The following is a 19,547-nucleotide window of genomic DNA, read 5'->3' as shown; positions in this document are numbered from 1 at the left end:
AGCAGCGGCACTGGCAAACCCCTCTCCTGCGGGGCGCCAAGGCACGGCCTGCGCGCCACTGGCGCGCGTGGCCTGGAGCGCCCGCGCTGCAAGCGCGGGCCGGGGCTCGGAGCGGGGGGTGGGGTGAGGGTACGGGCGAAGCCACTCGCCAGGTGGGCTGCACGAGGCTTCGCGCGCGCCCTCATCCGCCCCTGCGGGTCACCTTCTCCCGCGTGCGGGAGAAGGGACATGCATGAGCGCCGCAGTAACCGCTCTTCCTTGTGCGGGAGAAGCATCGGTCACTCGATCGGCTGATCCAGCATCAGCTCGCGTGCAAAGCGCACCGGCGGGGCGCCGTAGGACAGCATCTGGTCGTGGTATGCCTTCAGGTTGAACTTGTCGCCCAGCTTGTCCTGCACCGCCTTGCGCGTGTCCAGATGTTCCTGCACGCCGACGAAGTAAGTCGGCAGCTGCGCCGACGACAGTTGCGCGCGCACCCACTTGCCCGAGGCCTCGCTCTCCTGCTGGAAGGTGTCGTGGGTCATCAGGTGCATCGCCTTGTCGCGCTCCCAGCCGTCCACATGCACGCCCTGGTCGAGGATGGCGTTGGCGATGGTGCGCAGGTAGAACTTGAGCTGCACCAGGTGGAACAGTGGGTCGTTATCCAGATAGCCCTGTTCCTGCATCATGCGCTCGGTGTACACCGCCCAGCCTTCGGCGAACATGCCCGAGCGCAGCACCGCGCGCAGCGTGGAGGGGAATTTGGCCGAATGCCAGCCTTCCAGGTAATGGCCCGGGGTGCCTTCGTGGATGCTGAGCAGGTGGATCATGCGGCTGTTGTACTCGCGCAGGAACGAATCGACCTGCTTGTCGTTCCAGTCGTCGGGAATCGGCGAGACCGCATAGAAGGTCTTGAGATTCTTGTCGAGCGGGCCGGGCGAATCGCAGTACGCCACCGCCACGCCGCGCTGGAACTCCGGCATCAGGATGATGTCCACCGGCGAATCGGGCAGCGTCATCAGATCCTTCTGGCGTACGAACTCGGTGGACTGCGCCAGTGCGGCCTTGGCATCGTCCACCACCTTGTCGCGTGCCGGCTTGTCGGCATAGGCCAGTTCCAGCGCCGCCTCAATCGCGGCCTGCTGCTGGTCGTCGTTGGGCGTTTCGGGCAGTGCCGGTGCGCCGGGCTTGTCCTTGAGCACCGTGCGGGCGATGCCGTACATCTCGCTGCGCACGCGCTTGAGCTCGGACTCGGCGCGCTGCTTGATCTCGCCGCGCGACAGCGACGACAGCAGCGCGAATTTCAGCTTCTGATCGTAGAGTTGCGCACCGACGCGGAAATCGCCCTTGGCATTGGGCACCAGCACGGTCTCCAGCCAGGTCTGCTGCTCGGCCACGGCCTTGCGCAGAGCGTCGATGGCGGCCTGCGCGCGGGCCGCTTCGATCGGGCCGAGCTGGCCGATGTTGGGCGCGATGAAGGTGTCGACGATGCTCAGGATGCCCTTGTTCTGCTTGGCCACCGTTTCGGCATGGATCTTCGGCACGCGGGCCGGGTCCAGGTTTTCGCGCGCCTGCGCAAAGATGCCGGGAATCTTCTCCATGCGCTGCGTGGCCGAGGTCAGGCGCTCGGACAGCGGCGCGAAGTCGCGTGCCATCAGGCCATACAGCGCGCTGCCGGCCAGGCCGTTGTAGACCTGCGGGTCCCAGGCCCAGCTCTGCAGCACCTCGCTGTTCCAGATTTCCGATTGCAGCTGGTTGCGCAAGATGGCCGCATCGACCTGGTTCTCGCGCGACAGCTTGGCTACTTCGATGGCATCCAGGTCCGACAGCAATGCCTTGCCGGCATCCAGGCTGCGCTGGCGGCCGGCGCTGCTCAGATCGTCGATCTGCGTGTCGAAGCGGTGATCGCCGGTCTGGGTGGCGGTGACCGGCGACAGCTGCATCCAGGTGTCGAGCGCGCGCTTGGACAGCGCCGCGAAGCGGGCATCCGGCGTCTGCGCATCCTGGGCGCTGGCATCCGGGGTGCCGGCGCGCGGCGATTGGGGCTGTTGCTGGCAGGCGCCGAGGCCGGCGAGCAGGGCGAGGACGAGCAGACGTTGACGCATGGTGGATCCCGATGGAAGCAATCGGCCAGCATAGGCATGTGCGCGCTTGTCCGCATCCGCCATTGGTTTAGAGTGGCCGCTTCCAAGGAGGATCACCATGCACCACGCCGGTAGCTGTCATTGCGGACGCAGCGCGTTCGAGCTGGAAACCGATGCGCCGATCACCGGGGCGCACCACGGCAATGGCCCGTTGGGCCGTGGCCATGGCGGCCTGCCGTGGTTCGGCATGCGCAGGCAATCACGCCTGCAGGGCGAGCCCCAGGCGCTGGGGGCCTGGCGCATCGACCAGCAGCGGATCGAGCATTCCCACTGCCGGCAGTGCGGTAGTGCGCCCATCAGCGCGGGGATGCACCCCGGTGCCGGCGAGCCCGCTCTGGTGGTCAAGCTGCGCTGCGTGCCGGAGCTGGCCGCGCCGAGCATGCATGCGGTCGCCGGAGCCGGCCGATGAGGCGCGCGATGCAGCGGTATGCGGTCGGGTTGCTGCTGGGCTGGGCGCTGAGCGGATGTTCCAGGCAGTCGGCAGAGCTGGCGGCAGACGGCGGCGCTGCGGCACCGGCACCGCCTGCCGCGCAAGGCAACGCGCTGGCGTATGAGCACGATGTGCGGATCGAGTTGCCGGCCGATCAGATCGGCCAACGCATCGTGGCGGTTCGCACTGCCTGCCAGTCGGCGCAGTTCGGCGACTGCGCGCTGCTGGCGGTCGAGCAGACCGGTGGCCGCGACCCCAGTGGCAGCGTCAGTGTACGTGTGGTGCCCGACGGCATCGAGCCGCTGGTGCAACTGGCCGGCCAGCATGGCGATGTCGCCGCGCGCAGCACGCGCGCCGAGGATCTGGCGCAGCAGATCGCCGACACCGGTCTGGCGCAGGCGCGCCTGCAGAAAGAACACGCACGCCTGCTCGAGCTGCAGCAACGCCGCGACCTGGCCGTGACCGATCTGCTGGCCCTGTCCAAGCGGCTGGCCGAGATCGAAGCCGAGGCGCAACAGGCCCAGCAGGACGCCGCGCAGCAGCAACGCCGCGTGCGCACCCAGCTGCTGACGCTCAATTTCCGTGGGACCGGGGGCGAGCAGGGCAGGGGCGAAATCGCCGAGGCGGCCGCCGGGTTCGGCCAGGTCTTCGCGTCCAGCGTGGCCTTTGTGATTCGCGCAGTGGCGGCGTTGCTGCCGGTGGCGGTGGTCGGGCTGATCGTTGGCTGGCTGCTGCTGCAGGCGTGGCGCTGGCGTGCGCGGCGGCGCCGGATGTCCTGATCGGCCGCGCGGCTGGCCGGCGATGCCGCACCAGCCGCGCATGTGTTGGAGACGCGCTTGTTTCAGACAGTGACGCGAGGCGTTGCGCGCTCGCAGGTCACGCGCGGTGCAGCCGTTCGTCTGCGATGGTTGCGCAGCGCCTCGGTGCACCATCGCCACACGCCGACTGCGCGCAAGGGCGGCGCAGTCGGTACGACGCCCGCTCAGCCTTCGTCGAATTCGTATTCGACAAACACATCCAGCCGCAGCGCCAGTTCCTGCACGGCGTCGCGCACCTTCTGCGCGGTGGCTTCGTTGCCGGCTTCCACTTCGAATTCGTGGCTGCCCGGACCTTCGTCGTCGGACAGGCCGGCCGAGCTGGAATCGTCATCGTCCAGGTGCGGCATCAGATCGTCGACTTCTTCCACGTGCTCGATGCCTTCGATGCTCTGCAGCAGGTTGGCGATGGCACGCGCGTCGTCGTCGGTGCCGGTGATACGCATGCGAAGAGTGGGCATGGGAACGTCCTAGGGATTGGGGAGCTAAAGCCTAGGCACCGGCAGGACAAAACGAGGTGATGGTGTAGGGCACTCGCGGCCTGCGCTCATTCACATCGGGCGGGTCGGCCGTCTGACGTCGGGCCGCTGCCCGACATGCAGCAAAGGCTGGCCTGCCGCGCGCAACATCGCCGGCAGGATGTAGTGACGATGCACGCGATGGATCGCAGCCATGTGCAGGTGGCCGAACCGGTTGCAGCAGCAGACCTGCGTGGCCATCGTCAGCGCGATCGTGTGCGCGTCCACGCGGCGCAGCGCGGAAGCTGACGCATGCGCCCGCTCCAGTCACTCGTGTGCCGAGGCCTTGCGCGATCGCCGACGCACACGCGGCGCACTCGCCGTATCGCGCGCCGGCAACGCCACCAGCTCCGCCGGCAGCGCCGGCATCGGGGTGCGCTCGTCCAGGGCCTCGCGCTTGAGCCAGTCGATAAACGCCATTGCCGCAGGTCCAGGCACGCGATGGCTGGGATGCACGATGTAGTAGGCGTAGCGCGCCTTGAGGGTGGGGCCGGGCAGGCGCACCAGCTCGTAGCGCTGCAGATACGGTTGGGCGATGTGCTTGCGTGCCAGGACCGCGCCCAGGCCATAGACCGCCGCGCGCATGGCGTCGGTGCTGTCGTTGAAGGTGTGCATCGGCGGCAGCGTGGTGCCGCGCACCTGCGCGGCACGGAACCAGTCACGCCATCCCTGTGGCGACATGTCGCTCAGCAGCGGCAATTGTGCGATCTGGGCCGGCGTGCGCAGCGCGGCGACCTCCGGCAGCGACGGCGAAGCCACCGGAAACAGTTCGTCGTCCATCAGATGATGCGAGGTCAATCCGGGCCAGGCGCCCTGGCCATAGCGGATGCCCAGGTCGGGGCCGCCTTCCTCGAAGCGCGAAAATGCCGCGTCCGACTGCAGGTCCATGCGGATATGCGGGTGCGCGCGACAGAAGCGCGGCAGCCGCGGCAACAGCCAGCAGTACGACAGCGAGCGCAGGGTGGTCACACGCAACGGGATGGCGTCTTCGCGCGGATGCAGGTTGCCGGCCACCGAGGCGATGTCGGCCAGCGCAGCGGTGGCCGCATCGGCCAATTGGCGCCCCTCCGCGGTGAGCTTGACCCCTCGCGGCAAGCGCTGGAACAGGGTCACGCCCAGCAGCGCTTCGAGCTTGCGCACGTGATGGCTGACCGCGCTGGCGGTCAGATGCAGTTCTTCGGCGGCATGCGCGAAGTTCTGGTGGCGCGCGGCGGCGGCGAACACGCCCAGCGCGGGCAACAGGGTGGGGCGCAGGTTCATCGAGGCATGAGTGAGATTTGTGGCTCGCCTCGATACTACGCGCTTGTCGCGCCTGCGGCTGCAACCGATGCTGCAGTACCCCATCGCGATGATCGTGCCATGTCCGTCTGTCTGCCTGATGTTGTCTTCTGCGGTTCCAGCACATCACGGCAGCCTGCGCAGGTGGGGCAATGAGCGCGCAACCGGCCCCGCAGCCGGGCGTTGCCACACGCGAATGGCGCACCCCGCTGGAGCTGGGGTTTCTCGGCATCGTCTGGGGCTGCTCGTTCCTGTTCATGCGCGTGGCCGCACCCAAGTTCGGCACCGTGGCGCTGGTGGAAATCCGCCTGGCGCTCGGGGCATTGGTGCTGTTGCCGTTCCTGTGGCTGGCGCGGGCGCGGTTCCCGCTGCATCGCTGGCCGATGCTGGCGGCGATCGGCGTGCTCAATTCCGCGTTGCCGTTCCTGCTGTTCGCCTGGGGCGCGCAACACGCGCCGGCCGCGATCGGTGCGATCTGCAATGCGATGACGGTGTTGTTCACCGCCTTGATTGCCTTCCTGTTCTTCGGCGAGAAGATCGGCACGCGGCGCGCACTGGCCTTGCTGGTCGGCTTCATCGGCGTGCTGGTGCTGGCCACCGGCAAGTCGGCCGGGTTGAGCGTGGGCCCGGCGGCCCTGGCGGGTGCCACCGCGTCGCTGCTGTATGGCATCGGCTACAACCTGGTGAAGCGCCACATGGGCGACTTGCCGCCGGCCGCATCGGCCGCGTCCACACTGGGCTGCAGTGCGCTGCTGCTGGCGCCGTTGGCCTGGTTGCAGTGGCCGACCACGCCGGTGCCGGCCGTGGCCTGGGCCTGCGCCACCGCGCTGGGCGTGGTGTGCACCGGGTTGGCGTTCCTGATGTATTACCGCCTGATCCAGCGCATCGGCCCGGCACGCGCCTCCACGGTGACCTACCTGGTGCCGGTGTTCGGCGCATTGCTGGCCTGGTCGCTGCTGGGCGAGCCGTTGACCTGGACCATGCTGGTGGCCGCGGTGCTGATCCTCGGCAGCGTCGCCTTCAGCCAGCGCGCCCGCTGAAAACAAGCGCGCCCGCTTTTACGAATCCCGAATCCCCGATCCCGAACTAGCCAGCAGGCGGCGCCCGCACCGGCAACGGCACATTGCACAGATCGATATGCCCGGCCGGGCGCTTGTAGAAATCGTCCCTGCGATTGCGGCGCGCTTCGACCACATCGCGGAAGGTCTGGCTGTCGGTGCGCAGCAACTGCAGTGGCGTGCGTTCGGGCATGGGCACCTCGCTGGCCAGGCGAATGGCACGGATCGGCGAGCGTTGCGCGGGATCTTCGTAGAAACCCATCGGGTCCGGCCCGCGCGGGATCACGCTGAGCAACTCCATGCCCTTGACCACGCGGCCGACCACGGTGATGTTGCGGTCCAGCTGGCGCGGCGACTGCCCGGTGACCACATACAGCTCGGCGCCGATGCTGCTGTCTTCGTCGTTGTTGCGGCCGGCGCCCAGGGTGCCGTAGCAGTGCGCCAGCCAGGTCTTGCCGCTGGCGCTGTCGCGCCCGACCGGGAAGCCGTCGACAAAGCCCACCTGCGCCGCCCAGCCATCGCTGTCGGGCAGGCGCTGGAAGTCCAGGCCTTGCGAGGTGCGTTCGAATTCGGCCGGCAGGTGCGTCTTGGCCGAGCCCAGCGACCTGGCCTTGGCCGGCGTCTCGCCATCCGGGTCGCCGAACTGCACCACGAAGTTGTCCTGCGAGCGATAGATGCTGAGACCGTCCCAGAAGCGTTCGTGCGCCAGCGTGCGGATGTTGCCCACGTGCGCGGGCGCGAACTGCGGCGCCAGCTCGATGATCACCCGTCCGCCATCCAGTTCCAGGTACAGCGTGCGCTCGGGGTCGAGCACGCGCCATGCGCTGGCCGGCGAGGCGTCCAGGATCTGTTGCGGGCTGCGATAGGCCGCGTTGGCGGCGGCGGGTAACACCAGGGCAAGCAGGCAGGCGGAAGCAACAGTGCGCAGCAGCATGAAGGCAGCCAGTCGGGAAGAAGCCTGATTCTTGACCAATGCGCGCAGGGGCGCAAAGTGCGGGTTCGCAACGCGCGCCATCGACGACGTATGCGCCGTGAATGCCGGCCGACCCATGCCTGCCCAAAGGAGTCGGTCGGTGCCCAGCATGCGCCGGCGCTGCAATCGCGCGCCGGTCTGCCGGTCAGCGCGCCGGCTTGCGTTTGACGTAGAGCTGCTTGCGCACGCGTGCCACGACCTCGCCATCGCGGTTGTGCACGCTGTTTTCGAACCAACGCAGGTACTTCTCGCCAGTGGCGGTGGCATCGCGCAACTCGCCCAGCACGCTATCGTCGATGACGAAATCCGCGCTCACCGTGCCGCGCCCGGGTTTGACGAACTCGATGCTGCCGGCCTTGTCCCACACGTAGTAGTCGCGCCCCAGGTTCTGCATGGTCAGCAGCATCCAGAACGGGTCGGTCATCGCGAACAGGCTGCCGCCGAAATGGGTGCCGACGTAATTGCGATTCCACGGCCGCTGGCGCAACTCGACGCGGGCATGGCGATAGTCGGCCGACAACGCGGTGACGTGGATCCCGGCAAACAGGTACGGCGGCCACAGGTTGATACCGAGCTTGAACAGGGAAGCACGCATGCGGCCAGGGTCCATGGCGGGGCGGACCCGCAGCATACCATTCGCATGCGTATGGAGCATGTGCCGGTGATGGCAGCGCCCGGCCGGTCTGCAGGCCGGGCGCCGTGGTGCCCGCGGCGCCTAGAACACCAGCGACGACATCTTGCGGCGGTAGCGGCCGACCAGGTCTTCGTCTTCGATCACCCGGAACGCATCGATCAGGCTACGCCGCGGCAGGTTGTCGTCGAAGCCGCGGTCCTGCCGCAGCATGTCCAGGAACTGCTCCAGCGCGGCTTCGTCATTGCCGTCGAGCAGGTGGCGCACGCCAAGCAGATGGCGCGCGCGCAGGTCGGCGCCGTTGGCGGCGACGGCGGCCTGCAGGGTGTCGGCGTCCGGCGCGTCCTTGAGCACATTGGCAAAGCCCAGCCGCGCCTTGGCGCGCACCGCACGGTCGTCGGTGGCCAGGTTGGCGGGCAGGGCGTCGATCAACTGTTCGGCCTCGGTGGTGTCGCCGGTCTTCAGCAGCGCCAGCGCCAGATCCAGCTTGAGCTCGTCCTTGTCCGGCTCGGCAGCGATCGCCTCGCGCAGCGCGGCAACCTGGTCCTGCGGCTCGAGCGGGGCCGGCGGCAGGTCTTCCACCACCTGCGCCTCGGCCGGCAGCACGCCGTGCTGGGTGAGGAATTCGCGCACCTGGCCTTCCGGCATCGCACCCGGGAAGCCGTCGACCAGCTCGCCGCCCTTGACCAGGAACACCGTCGGCACCGAGCGGATCTGGAACGCGGCGGCGATCTGCTGCTCCTTGTCCACATCGACCTTGGCCAGCTCGAAGGCGCCGTTGTAGTCGGCGGCGAGCTTTTCCAGGATCGGCGTCAACGACTTGCAGGGGCCGCACCAGGTAGCCCAGAAGTCCACCAGTACCGGTGTCGTCAACGATTTCTGCAGGACCTCGGTCTCGAAGGTGTCGGTGGTGGCATCGAATACGTGCGGCTTGTCGGACATGGGCTTCCAGAAGTGATTGCGGCAACAGTGGGAGGTAATGGTGGCAAACCGGGCCGACACAAGGCTGGCGGTGGCCAGGCGTGCCGGCGCGCGGTCGGCCGCCATGCTGCCGGCCGTCATGGCGGCAGGGGTTCACGCCAGGCGCGCCCGGCACGACAATGCCGCGTCCTGGCGGCGCAGCCTGCGCCCGGCGTTGGAGCAAGGCAATGACACGCATCGATGGCACCCAGCGCTACCTGGGCCTGGTCGCGGCAAGCGTATTCGTGCTGGCGGTGGCCGGCTTTGGCGTGGCGCTGCCCGGTTACCTGCAGGCCAGCCATCCGGTGGCCTTACTCGGTGCCAACGGGGTGCCGCATGCGTTGGGCTTCAACCTGCTGGCGTTCGTGCTGGTCGGCGCGCTCGGCATGGCCACCGGGGTCAGCCTGCTGGCGCGCATGCCGGCCAGGTCCAGTTGGAGCCTGCGGGTGGGCGGGCAGTTGATCGTGCTGGCCGGGCTGGCCTTTGTCGGCATGGGTGCGCTGCCGCTGGATCCCACCGATCTGGACGGGCGCGCCAGCCAGGCCCATGCCACGGCCTGGCTGCTGTGGGCGGTGGCCTTCGTGCCCGGCATGCTGTTGCTCGCCGCCGCGCTGCTCAACCAATCCAATACCCGCCTCCTGGCGTGGCTTAGCCTGGCGGCGGGGCTGCTGGTGGCGGTGCTGGCGTTCGGCCCGCCGGGCCTGCTGCGGCAGGCGATCGCCCAGCGCCTGGCGTTCCTGGCCTGGGTCGGCTGGCTGGCCGTGGCGGCCTGGCGCTGGCCGGCCAGAGCCGCCGGCTGAGGCGAGCGTTTGGAGCACCTGCTGCACTGCGGTACCCTGTGCCGCTTTGCACCGCCCGAGCATCCGCTCCCAATGTCCACCGTCGAACCGAACGCCTACGACCCGCAGCAGGTCGAAACCTCCGCCCAGCAGTTCTGGGATGCCACCCGCGCCTTCCAGGTCGACGAAACTTCGGACAAACCGAAGTTCTATTGCCTGTCGATGCTGCCGTACCCGTCCGGTGCGCTGCACATGGGCCATGTGCGCAACTACACCATCTCCGATGTGGTCAGCCGCTACAAGCGCATGACCGGCCACAACGTGCTGCAGCCGATGGGCTGGGATGCGTTCGGATTGCCGGCGGAAAACGCGGCGATCAAGAACAAGACCGCGCCGGCCAAGTGGACCTACGCCAACATCGACCACATGCGCGGCCAGCTCAAGTCGCTGGGCTATGCGATCGACTGGTCGCGCGAGTTCGCCACCTGCACGCCCGAGTACTACGTGCACGAGCAGCGCATGTTCACCCGGCTGATGCGCAAGGGCCTGGCCTACCGCCGCAACGCGGTGGTGAACTGGGACCCGATCGACCAGACCGTGCTGGCCAACGAGCAGGTCATCGACGGCCGCGGCTGGCGCTCCGGCGCGCTGGTGGAAAAACGCGAGATTCCGCAGTGGTTCCTGCGCATCACCGATTACGCGCAGGAACTGCTCGACGGCCTGGACCAGCTGGAGGGTTGGCCGGACTCGGTCAAGACCATGCAGCGCAACTGGATCGGCCGCTCGGAAGGGCTGGAGATCCAGTTCGACGTGCGCGACACCGACGGCACCGCGCTGGATCCGCTGCGCGTGTTCACCACCCGCCCGGACACGCTGATGGGCGTGACCTTCGTGTCGATCGCCGCCGAGCATCCGCTGGCGTTGCATGCGGCCAGGTCCAATCCGGAACTGGCGGCGCTGCTGGAAACGCTCAAGCACGGCGGCGTCTCCGAAGCCGAGCTGGAAACCCAGGAAAAACGCGGCATGGCCACGGGCCTGACCGCGGTGCATCCGATCAGCGGCGAGCAGGTGCCGGTGTGGGTGGCCAACTTCGTACTGATGGGCTACGGCACCGGCGCGGTGATGGCGGTACCGGGCCACGACCAGCGCGATTTCGAGTTCGCCAACAAGTACGCGCTGCCGATCGTGCAGGTGGTCAAGCTGCGCGAGCCGCGCAACGAAGAAGAGCAAACCTGGGATGCCACCCAGTGGCGCGACTGGTACACCGACAAAAGCCGCCCGCTGGAGCTGATCAATTCGGCCGAGTTCGACGGCCTGGATTTCGGCGGCGCCTTCGAGGCATTGGCCGAGCGCTTCGAGCGCAAGGGCCAGGGCCAGCGTCGGGTCAACTACCGCCTGCGCGACTGGGGCGTGAGCCGCCAGCGCTACTGGGGCTGCCCGATCCCGGTGATCTACTGCGCCAAGTGCGGCGCGGTGCCGGTGCCGGAAGACCAGTTGCCGGTGGTGCTGCCGGAAAACGTGGAATTTTCCGGCACCGGGTCGCCGATCAAGACCGACCCGACCTGGCGCCAGACCACCTGCCCGGACTGTGGCGGCCCGGCCGAGCGCGAGACCGACACCTTCGACACCTTCATGGAGTCGAGCTGGTACGTGGCGCGCTACACCAGCCCCAACGCGCGCGACATGGTCGATCGCCGTGCCAACTACTGGATGCCGGCCGACCTGTACGTGGGCGGCATCGAGCACGCGATCCTGCACCTGATGTACTTCCGCTTCTATCACAAGCTCATGCGCGACGCGCGGCTGGTGGACAGCGACGAGCCGGTGACCAACCTGCTTACCCAGGGCATGGTCATCGCCGACACCTTCTACCGCGATGCCGACAACGGCGGCAAGGACTGGATCAATCCGGCCGACGTGGAGATCCAGCGCGACGAGCGCGGCCGCGTCACCGGCGCGGTACTGATCGCCGATGGCCAGCCGGTGCACATCGGCGGCACCGAGAAGATGTCCAAGTCCAAGAACAACGGCGTGGACCCGCAGTCGATGGTGGCCAAGTACGGCGCCGACACCGTGCGGCTGTTCTCGATGTTCGCCGCACCGCCGGAGCAGTCGCTGGAATGGAACGAGGCCGGCGTCGATGGCATGGCGCGCTTCATGCGCCGGCTGTGGGTGCAGGTGCACAAGCATGTGGGCGAGGGCGCCGCCGCTGCACTGGATGCCGCCGCGCTGAACGCCGAGCAGAAGGCGATCCGCCGCAAGACCCACGAAACCATCGGCAAGGTGGACGACGACTACGGCCGCCGCCACAGCTTCAACACCGCCATTGCCGCGGTGATGGAACTGTCCAACGCGCTGGCCAAGTTCGACGATGCCAGCGCGCAGGGGCGTGCAGTGCGCCAGGAAGCCCTGGAAGCGATGGTGCTGCTGCTCAACCCGATCACCCCGCACGCCAGCCACGCCCTATGGCAGGTGCTGGGCCGCGACGAGACGCTGCTGGAAGATGTCGCGTTTCCGCAGGTCGATGCCGCCGCGCTGGTGCGCGACGCGCTGACCCTGGCGGTGCAGATCAACGGCAAGCTGCGCGGTACCATCGAGGTCGCTGCCGATGCCGGACGCGAGCAGATCGAAGCGCTGGCCCAGGCCGAGCCGAACGCGGCCAAGTTCCTGGAAGGGCTGAGCGTGCGCAAGATCATCATCGTGCCGGGCAAGATCGTGAATATCGTGGCGGGTTGATCGTCGCTGATCGGCTAGGTCGCCATTGCCGGTTCGGGCAGTGTCCCGGAGCGGCGTGGCGACGCGGTGCGAGGTCGCTGCGGCGTTGTCGGCAACGTGTCGCACTGGCGCGTGCTGTTGCGCGGGTCGGGGGTGCTGCAGGGGGTCTCTGCGATTGACTGCACTGGTGCGTTGCGACGCATGGGTGACGTTTCCGCGATGGTTCCTTGTCCTTCATTTCAGGCGCGCTTGGCGACGTGCAGGCGAGATTGCCGGGGTGGCTCCTGGTCATTCACTGCACCGGCGCGTGGCAACGCGTTTTTCATTCCTGGGCGCGGCGTTTTTTCGCCGCGCCCTCTCAAGCCCCGTTCACGCGGTGTCGGGCAGGCTAGCCGCCTGTTGCCGCCGCCGGGGCGCTCATCCAGACTGTGCCCATGATTCGATTCCCTACTGCCTTCGCTGCGTCCCTCGTGCTCGTCTCGAGCCTCACCGCCTGCGGCTTCCATCTGCGCAACTCGCTGGCGCTGCCGCCGGATACGCCCGCGGTAAAGGTGCAGTCCGCGGTGCAGTACAGCGAGCTGGCCAAGCTGCTGCGGCGTGGCCTCAAGGCTGCCGGCGCCACCCTGGCCGACGAAGATGCCAAGACCGGCTTCGCGCAGGTGCAGGTGTTGTCCGAGCGTTGGGGCGATCTGCCGATCGCCATCGACAGCCAGGGCCGTGCGCAGGAATACAGCCTGCGCTACGCCGCCATCTTCACCGTCACCACCGCCAACGGCTCGGTGCTGGTGCCGCAGCAGGTGATCGAGCTGTCGCGCGACTACGTGTCGCCACCGGTGGACGCCACCGGTACCGCGACCGAGCGCGAGATCCTCGCCGACGAATTGCGCAAGGACATGTCCGCCTCGATCCTGCGCCGTATCGACAGCGTGGTGCGCGCCCGCGTGCAGCGTGGCGAGAGCCTGGAAAGCACGCCGAGCGCGCCGCTGCCGCCGGCCGCCACGCCGCCCGTGCAGCCGTCCACGCCGGAATCGAGCGTGCCGGCGTCGCTGCCGCCGGCGTCCTCGTCCAATAACTGAGCAGCCGGTGATCAGCCCGTCCGCGCATCTGCCGGGCAGCCGCGCCCGGTGTCCGGAACTGGCGTGCGCCAGGCGCATGTCGCGTTTGCCGCGCGCTGACCATGCCGCGACGGCCGCCGCCGACGCGGTCTTGTCGGTAACGGTCCAGTCGCGCGTGTTCTCGTAGTCATGGAACTTCCGTAGTCATGGAACTTCGTCCAGAACAGCTGGCCGGCCAGTCCAACCAACCGTTGCAGCCGGTGTACCTGATCGCCGGCCCGGAAACCTTGCGGGTGCTGGAAGCGGCCGATGCGGTGCGCGCACGGGCGCGTGCCGAAGGCATCAGCGAACGCGAGGTCTTCGATGCCGACGGGCGGGAGTTCGACTGGAACCAGCTGGATGCGACCTTCAACGCGCCCAGCCTGTTCAGTCCGCGCCGGCTGGTGGAAGTGCGCCTGCCCAGCGGCAAGCCGGGCAAGGACGGCGCCGAGGTCATCACCCGCTTCTGCGCCAACCCGCCGCCGGATGTGGTGCTGTTGATCACCGCCAACGACTGGAGCAAGGCGCACCAGGGCAAGTGGGCCGATGCGGTCGGCCGCATCGGCACCATTGCGGTGGCCTGGGCGATCAAGCCGCACGAGCTCTCCGACTGGATCGAGCGCCGCCTGCGCAGCCACGGCCTGCGTGCGGACGCTGCCGCCGTGCAGCGCCTGAGCGAGCGGGTGGAAGGCAACCTGCTGGCCGCTGCACAGGAAATCGACAAGCTGGTGCTGCTGGCCGATGGCAAGGTGCTGGACCTGGAGGCGATGGAATCGCTGGTCGCCGATGCCGCGCGCTACGACGTGTTCCGTCTGGCCGAAACCACGTTTTCCGGGCAACCGGCCGCAGTGATCCGCATGCTGGCCGGCCTGCGCGCCGAAGGCGAGGCGGTGGCCGCACTGATGCCGATCCTGATCAAGGAACTGCTGCGTACCGCGGCCCTGGCCAAAGTGCAGGCCAACGGCGGCAACCTCGCTGCCGAAATGAAGGCGCAGGGCCTGTGGGAATCGCGCCAGGCGCCGTTCAAGCGCGCGCTGCAGCGGCACCCCGAGCCACGTCGCTGGGAGCGCTTCGTCGCCGAAGCCTCGCGGGTCGACCGCATGGCCAAGGGCCGCGCCGACGGCGACCCCTGGGTCGGCCTGGAACGCCTGCTGGTGGCCGTGGCCGAAGCCCGCGCGGTGAGATTGCTGGTGTGAACGCCGGCGATGCCGCCTCCGGAGACCGCGCCTGCGCCAAGGATGCGCGCCCCGTCTGCCCACGCAGCGCACCCCCCGGCCAGGCCACAGCTGCGGCCACCCCCGGCAGCGCGGCCTCCACCTCGCCGCCCACCAACGCCCACCCGGCAGCGCCGAACCCGCGCTCTTCCGATTCCCCAATCCCGACTCCCGATTCCCGGCCTCACCCCGATTCACCAATCCCGACTCCCGACTCCCGGCTCCACCTCTACTACGGCGGCACCTTCGATCCGATCCACCTGGGCCATCTCGCCATCGCCTGCGCCGCGCGCGACGAGCTGGGCGCGCGGGTGCATCTGGTACCGGCCGCCGACCCACCGCACCGCCCCGCGCCCGGCGCCACCGCTGCGCAGCGCGCCCGCATGCTGGAGCTGGCGCTGGCCGACAAACCCGGGCTGGTGCTGGACACCCGCGAACTTCGCCGCGCCGGCCAGGGGGGCGCGCCGTCCTACACCGTCGATACCTTGCGCGAACTACGCGCCGAACTCGGCCCCACGACACCGATCGCCTGGCTGCTCGGTGCCGATGCCTTCGTCGGGCTGAGCAGCTGGCATCACTGGCAGGCCTTGTTCGAACTGGCGCATTTCGTCGTTGCCGAGCGTCCAGGCGCACCGCTGGATCTGGGCCAGGCGCCTCAGCTTGCCCAGGCGGTGCAGGGCAGGTGGACTGCCAGCGCCAGCGAACTGGGCACTGCCCCGGCCGGTCGCCTGTGGCGGCTGCATCAGCCGTTGCGCGGCGAATCGGCCAGCGCCGTGCGCGCGCGCATCGCCGGCGGCAGCGACTGGCAGGCGCTGGTGCCGGCGTCGGTGGCGGCCTTCATCGTGCACGAAGGCCTGTACGGCGATGCGCTGCCGACTCGCTGAACACGCAGCCGGCCGGACCGGCCTATAATTCACGCCAATTCCATCGAGTTACCCGCTTTGACCACCCAAGCCCAAGTCATCAAGACCTCCATCCCGAATCCGCCGCCGTCCGTGCCGGCCCTGCTGGCCACCGTGCGTGAGGCCGTGGAGGAGCTGAAAGCCAAGGACGTGGTCGAGATCGATGTACGCGGCAAGTCCAGCGTCTGCGATTACATGGTGGTCGCCTCGGGTACCTCGACCCGCCATGTGAAGTCGATCGCCGAAGAAGTGGTCAAGTTCGCCAAGCGTCTTGACGTCATGCCGCTGGGCGTGGAAGGCGAGCGCGAGGCCGAGTGGGTGCTGGTGGACCTGGGCGATGTGGTGGTGCATGTGATGCTGCCGCGCGTGCGTGAGTTCTATGCACTGGAGCGCCTGTGGACAGTGGGCGACCAGCGTCCGGACGACGCGGACGCCGACCCCGAAGAGTGAGTGAGCCGGGCATGCCGCGCAATGCCCGACCCCCGACCGATGCGCCTGCCGCGCAGGCGCTGCAACAACTGCGCAGCCAGGCCGGGCAACCGTCCGGCGCGCCGCTGTCGCCGGCACGCAAGCGCTTCGACCGCCTGCTGCGCGACCTGGAACGGCATCGCGCCGACCTGCTGGCCTGGCACCTCGCGCGTTCGCAATGGCGCGAGCGTTACCACACCCAATTGCAGCCCTTGCTCGACCAGCGCCGCGCGGCCGACATTGCGCTGGTCGAAGCGCTCGACCGCGCGCATGCCACGGTCAAGCTGGGCAAGGCCGATCGCGCCCTCCTGTCCGAGTTGCTGTGCGACATCGCCGCCCCGCTGATCGAGGCCGGCCACGAGGCACTACGCCCGATTTACGATCGCCACAGCGCCGTCGGCTACGACCGGGAAGTGGCCGAATCCGATGCGCTGATGAAGCAGATCCTCGGCCAGGCCTACGGACTGGATGCCGACGAGCTGGATGGTATCGAGTCGCCCGAGGAGCTCTACGAGCGCGTCAGCGAGCGTCTGCAGCAGCAGCGCGCGCAACACCAGCAACGCGGTACGCAGCGGCGCAAGCGTGCCGAGAAGCAGGCGGTGGGGGAGAGTGCCGAGCCGCCGCCGGTGCGCGAGCTGTATCGCAAGCTGGCCGGCAATCTGCATCCGGACCGCGCAAGGGACGCCGACGACCACGCTGCGCGCACCATCCTGATGCAGCGGCTCAATGCGGCCTACAAGGCCGGCGATCTGCTGGGCCTGCTCGAACTGCAGGCCGAGATCGGCCTGATGGACGCACGAGGCGTGGACGCGATGAGCGCCGCGCGCCTGCAGGACTACAACCGCGAACTGGACCGGCAGTGCAGGCAGTTGCAGCAGCAGCTGCAGCAGCAATCGGACGAGTTTTGCGCCGAATACGGGCTGGAGCTGGCAGCGCGACCCAAGCCCGAGCGACTGGGCCGGTTGATGGCCCAGCTCAAGCGTGAGCTCGAGGACGAGCTGATGGAGGCGCACCGGGGCTTGCGCGAGCTGGAAGATCCGCAATCGCTCAAGCGCTGGTTGAAGCTGCAGCGCGCCATGTCCGACGCGCCCGACGCGCCCTGGTTCTGACCACGGTTCCGGGTCGTGGTCCGGCTGCGCACGCGCCACTGCGGGTGCGTGCGCGTGCTGTGCGCAGCCTCGGTTGGACATGCTGCCAGTCATGCAGGCCAGGCGCCTGCATGCATGGATTCGGCCGGTGACAGGGGCGCTGCCGAACGGCTGATCCGTTCGGCAGCAGGGGCGGGCCGGCGTGCGGGCACGGGCTTACAACGGCCCGCGCTCCCACGGCCCGGTGATCGCCAGCGTGATGCCAGGCGTCTGGATGTTGACGAACAAGGTGCGCGCCAGCGGGTCCCAGCAGGCGCCGCAGAACTCGGTATCGCGGTAATCGCCTTCAGCGATGGTCTTGCCGGCATCGGCGATCTGCTGCGAGGTGAGCTGCACGTTGTTCTTGGCCAGGTAGAACGATTCGCCGCCGCGGGTCAGCCCGAGCAGCCGCGCGCCGGGGCCGTAGTCGTCCGGGCTCTCGCCGCCGTCTTCGCACAGCACCACGCCGCCGCGCGCGCTGACGGTGACGTTGTCCGGGTTGTGCGCGGCCAGCTGATTGCCGCTGACGAACAGTGCACTCAGGCGCTGGGTGAACAGGTCCAGCACCCACACCGCACCATTGCCGTAACCGCGCCGGCCCTGCGCATCCACGCCGGTGCTGGTGTCGACGATGAAGAGTTTGCCGTAGCTGTACCAGATGCCTTCGCCGCGGCTCATACGTAGCGCCCCGTCTGCCCAGGCCTGCGCAAACGGTCCGCTCAGGGTGTCGTTGGCGCCGATGTCGGCAAAACCGGCGGGCGCGGCGATGCTGTCCAGATCCGGTTCGTCGATATCCACCCACTCCAGCTGGAACTGCTGGCCGATGCTGGCGACGGTGAGGTCGGCGTTGCGACGTCCGCGCACGCGCGCGGCCTGCAGGCGGCCGCCGTTTTCCAGCGAGCCATTCCGCCCACGGCGGTCATTGGGAATGAAGCGATACAGGCCGGCCTTGTTGCGGTCGTCCTCGGTGAGATAGACGATGCCGGTGCGCGGATCGATCGCCACCGCCTCATGGCTGAAGCGGCCCAGTCCGACCAGCGGCCGGCCGGTGGTGCGCTGGCTGTCCGGGTCCACTTCAAACACGTAGCCGTGCTTGCGGCCGGTGCTGGACACCGCATTGGTCTTGATCTCTTCGCAGCTCAGCCAGGTGCCCCATGGCGTCGGGCCGCCGGCGCAGTTGACCAGCGTACCGCCCAGGCTCGGCTCCAGGCTGCCCCAGCCGCGGCGGCCGTAACTCAGGGTGGTGGTGCCGCCGCCGGCCAGCTGGGTGCCGCTGACGAGGCCGGTGTCGTACATCGCCGGTGCGCGGAACGGCGTGGCCGCACCGCGTTCGTGGTTGCGGATCAGCACGTATTCCAGGCCGCGCAGCGGATCGCTGCCCGGGCGCCAGTCCGGCCGACGCAGGCCGACCACGGCCATGCCGTCATGGCGGTCGGGGCAGGGCTGCCCATCGTCCATGCGATCGCCGCTCCAGCCGAACGAGCGGTAGCTGAAACCTCGCGGCAACTGCAGTAACGGCAGCCCGGTGCTCTGGTCGGCGACCGGCGCGAGCGGGCCATAGCGGCTGGGCACCGGTGCCAGTTGCAGCGGCGGCGAGGCGCTGTTGGCGGCCTGGGCCTGGCGCGATTGCAGCGCGCTCAAACTGCCAAGCGCACCGGTGGCCATCACGGCAGCGCTGCCCTTGAGCACCTGGCGGCGGGCGGGATCGAAAATCGGCATCGAACGACTCCTGCGGGCTGGGTAGTGCGCCGACGCTAGAAGCCCGCTGTAACCGCACCATGACACCGCTGTGATCGCCCCGGTTCCGATGCCCAAGCTGTGACGCGGATATCATGTGGCCATGAAATGCCGACTTATCGCTACCGGCGAGCGTGCACCGGCCTGGGTGGCGCAGGGCTTTGCCGAATATCAGAAACGTCTCTCGCACTGGATGCCGCTGGAGCTGGTGGAGATCGAACCCGGCCTGCGCGGCAAGGGCCGCGATGCGCAACGCGCGATCGACGACGAAGGCCGCCGCGTGCTTGCCGCGCTGCCGAAGAACGCCTACGTGGTTGCGCTCGACATCCCGGGCCGCCCGCTCAGTTCGGAGCAGCTGGCCCAGCGCATGGAGCACTGGCGCGGGCAGGGCCGGGATCTGGCGTTCCTGATCGGCGGCCCCGAAGGTCACGCTGCCGAGGTGCTGAAAACCGCCAGCGAAAGCTGGTCGATCGGCCCGCTGACCCTGCCGCACATGCTGGTGCGCCTGATCGTCGCCGAGCAGCTGTACCGCGCTGCGGCGATGCTGGCCAATCATCCGTATCACCGCGCGTAAGCGGCATGCGCGATGGCGGTAATCCGCGCGTATCCGCTGCGCTTTCGAGATGGGTGTGCGGGCAAGTAGCCGGGCGCACCCTGAACCCGATCCGCGAGACCGCACGTCGTCGTGTGCACGCAAGGAGCACTGCAACGATGCGCATGCAATA

Annotated in this window: 19 protein-coding genes; 11 read left to right on the top strand and 8 right to left on the bottom strand. The window is 68.5% G+C overall.

From position 1 onward, the window contains the following. Positions 1 to 278: 278 nt before the first annotated feature. The gene (locus CPBF1521_RS15815; RefSeq protein ID WP_115677743.1) at positions 279 to 2,084 is read right to left on the bottom strand and encodes a DUF885 domain-containing protein; all 1,806 of its coding nucleotides are present in this window, start codon (positions 2,082 to 2,084) and stop codon (positions 279 to 281) included. 97 nt (positions 2,085 to 2,181) lie between these two features. Between CPBF1521_RS15815 and CPBF1521_RS15810 the strand changes: the two genes are divergently transcribed. Together CPBF1521_RS15810 and CPBF1521_RS15805 are read left to right on the top strand one after the other, a co-directional pair. Further along, the gene (locus tag CPBF1521_RS15810) at positions 2,182 to 2,532 is read left to right on the top strand and encodes a GFA family protein (RefSeq protein WP_115677584.1); all 351 of its coding nucleotides are present in this window, start codon (positions 2,182 to 2,184) and stop codon (positions 2,530 to 2,532) included. After that, positions 2,529 to 3,332: a DUF4349 domain-containing protein gene (locus CPBF1521_RS15805; RefSeq protein WP_104581897.1), complete on the top strand. Its 804-nt coding sequence runs from the start codon at positions 2,529 to 2,531 to the stop codon at positions 3,330 to 3,332. Before CPBF1521_RS15810 ends, CPBF1521_RS15805 begins: the two co-directional genes overlap by 4 nt. A 203-nt stretch (positions 3,333 to 3,535) precedes the next feature. Here CPBF1521_RS15805 and CPBF1521_RS15800 read toward each other — a convergent pair whose 3' ends face one another. From CPBF1521_RS15800 to CPBF1521_RS15790, 3 genes are all read right to left on the bottom strand, one after another. Beyond that, entirely contained in the window at positions 3,536 to 3,829 is a 294-nt protein-coding gene (locus tag CPBF1521_RS15800) for a hypothetical protein (protein ID WP_104581898.1), read from the bottom strand. A 90-nt stretch (positions 3,830 to 3,919) separates the two neighbouring features. Further along, entirely contained in the window at positions 3,920 to 4,087 is a 168-nt protein-coding gene (locus CPBF1521_RS15795) for a hypothetical protein (protein ID WP_235858470.1), read from the bottom strand. Positions 4,088 to 4,153: 66 nt separating this feature from the next. Then, on the bottom strand, positions 4,154 to 5,146 hold the full coding sequence (locus CPBF1521_RS15790) for a LysR substrate-binding domain-containing protein (protein ID WP_115677582.1): 993 nt from the start codon (positions 5,144 to 5,146) through the stop codon (positions 4,154 to 4,156). A 170-nt stretch (positions 5,147 to 5,316) separates the two neighbouring features. Between CPBF1521_RS15790 and CPBF1521_RS15785 the strand changes: the two genes are divergently transcribed. Beyond that, a complete protein-coding gene (locus tag CPBF1521_RS15785) occupies positions 5,317 to 6,204 on the top strand; it encodes a DMT family transporter (protein ID WP_104581901.1) in 888 nt (295 codons plus the stop codon). Between the two features lie 46 nt (positions 6,205 to 6,250). Here CPBF1521_RS15785 and CPBF1521_RS15780 read toward each other — a convergent pair whose 3' ends face one another. The 3 genes from CPBF1521_RS15780 to trxA all read right to left on the bottom strand — a co-directional run bounded on the left by CPBF1521_RS15780 (position 6,251) and on the right by trxA (position 8,768). Next, complete coding sequence (locus tag CPBF1521_RS15780) at positions 6,251 to 7,156, bottom strand: peptidylprolyl isomerase (protein ID WP_104582203.1); 906 nt, start codon at positions 7,154 to 7,156, stop codon at positions 6,251 to 6,253. A 184-nt stretch (positions 7,157 to 7,340) separates the two neighbouring features. Then, positions 7,341 to 7,790, bottom strand: coding sequence for a DUF4442 domain-containing protein (locus tag CPBF1521_RS15775; protein ID WP_104582204.1), 450 nt, complete (start codon positions 7,788 to 7,790; stop codon positions 7,341 to 7,343). A gap of 120 nt (positions 7,791 to 7,910) precedes the next feature. Further along, a complete protein-coding gene (gene trxA, locus CPBF1521_RS15770) occupies positions 7,911 to 8,768 on the bottom strand; it encodes a thioredoxin (protein WP_115677742.1) in 858 nt (285 codons plus the stop codon). 206 nt (positions 8,769 to 8,974) lie between these two features. Here trxA and CPBF1521_RS15765 point away from each other — a divergent pair, with 206 nt between their 5' ends. The 7 genes from CPBF1521_RS15765 (at position 8,975) to CPBF1521_RS15730 (ending at position 17,067) form a co-directional block, all read left to right on the top strand. Next, entirely contained in the window at positions 8,975 to 9,586 is a 612-nt protein-coding gene (locus CPBF1521_RS15765) for a DUF998 domain-containing protein (protein ID WP_104581902.1), read from the top strand. A 72-nt stretch (positions 9,587 to 9,658) separates the two neighbouring features. Further along, positions 9,659 to 12,301 carry a leucine--tRNA ligase gene (gene leuS, locus CPBF1521_RS15760; protein ID WP_104648059.1) on the top strand — a complete coding sequence of 881 codons (2,643 nt, stop codon included), beginning with the start codon at positions 9,659 to 9,661 and terminating at the stop codon, positions 12,299 to 12,301. Positions 12,302 to 12,714: 413 nt separating this feature from the next. After that, on the top strand, positions 12,715 to 13,356 hold the full coding sequence (locus tag CPBF1521_RS15750) for an LPS-assembly lipoprotein LptE (protein WP_104648057.1): 642 nt from the start codon (positions 12,715 to 12,717) through the stop codon (positions 13,354 to 13,356). Between the two features lie 185 nt (positions 13,357 to 13,541). After that, the gene (holA, locus tag CPBF1521_RS15745; RefSeq protein ID WP_104581906.1) at positions 13,542 to 14,570 is read left to right on the top strand and encodes a DNA polymerase III subunit delta; all 1,029 of its coding nucleotides are present in this window, start codon (positions 13,542 to 13,544) and stop codon (positions 14,568 to 14,570) included. Between the two features lie 179 nt (positions 14,571 to 14,749). Beyond that, positions 14,750 to 15,472, top strand: a complete 723-nt coding sequence (gene nadD, locus CPBF1521_RS15740) for a nicotinate-nucleotide adenylyltransferase (RefSeq protein WP_181901277.1) — start codon at positions 14,750 to 14,752, stop codon at positions 15,470 to 15,472. A 57-nt stretch (positions 15,473 to 15,529) separates the two neighbouring features. Beyond that, positions 15,530 to 15,940, top strand: a complete 411-nt coding sequence (rsfS, locus tag CPBF1521_RS15735; RefSeq protein ID WP_024939731.1) for a ribosome silencing factor — start codon at positions 15,530 to 15,532, stop codon at positions 15,938 to 15,940. A gap of 11 nt (positions 15,941 to 15,951) precedes the next feature. After that, entirely contained in the window at positions 15,952 to 17,067 is a 1,116-nt protein-coding gene (locus tag CPBF1521_RS15730; protein WP_115677741.1) for a J domain-containing protein, read from the top strand. 195 nt (positions 17,068 to 17,262) lie between these two features. On the opposite strand, the gene CPBF1521_RS15725 is transcribed toward CPBF1521_RS15730, so the two are convergent. Further along, positions 17,263 to 18,804, bottom strand: a complete 1,542-nt coding sequence (locus CPBF1521_RS15725; RefSeq protein WP_115677580.1) for a PhoX family protein — start codon at positions 18,802 to 18,804, stop codon at positions 17,263 to 17,265. 121 nt (positions 18,805 to 18,925) lie between these two features. On the opposite strand from CPBF1521_RS15725, the gene rlmH reads away from it, so the two are divergent. After that, positions 18,926 to 19,396 carry a 23S rRNA (pseudouridine(1915)-N(3))-methyltransferase RlmH gene (rlmH, locus tag CPBF1521_RS15720; RefSeq protein WP_016903756.1) on the top strand — a complete coding sequence of 157 codons (471 nt, stop codon included), beginning with the start codon at positions 18,926 to 18,928 and terminating at the stop codon, positions 19,394 to 19,396. Positions 19,397 to 19,547: the final 151 nt, after the last annotated feature.

Source organism: Xanthomonas euroxanthea (assembly GCF_900476395.1).
Taxonomy (GTDB): Bacteria; Pseudomonadota; Gammaproteobacteria; order Xanthomonadales; family Xanthomonadaceae; genus Xanthomonas; species Xanthomonas euroxanthea.
Note: the sequence above shows the minus strand (reverse complement) of the source record. Positions and strands in the feature narration are given on the sequence as shown.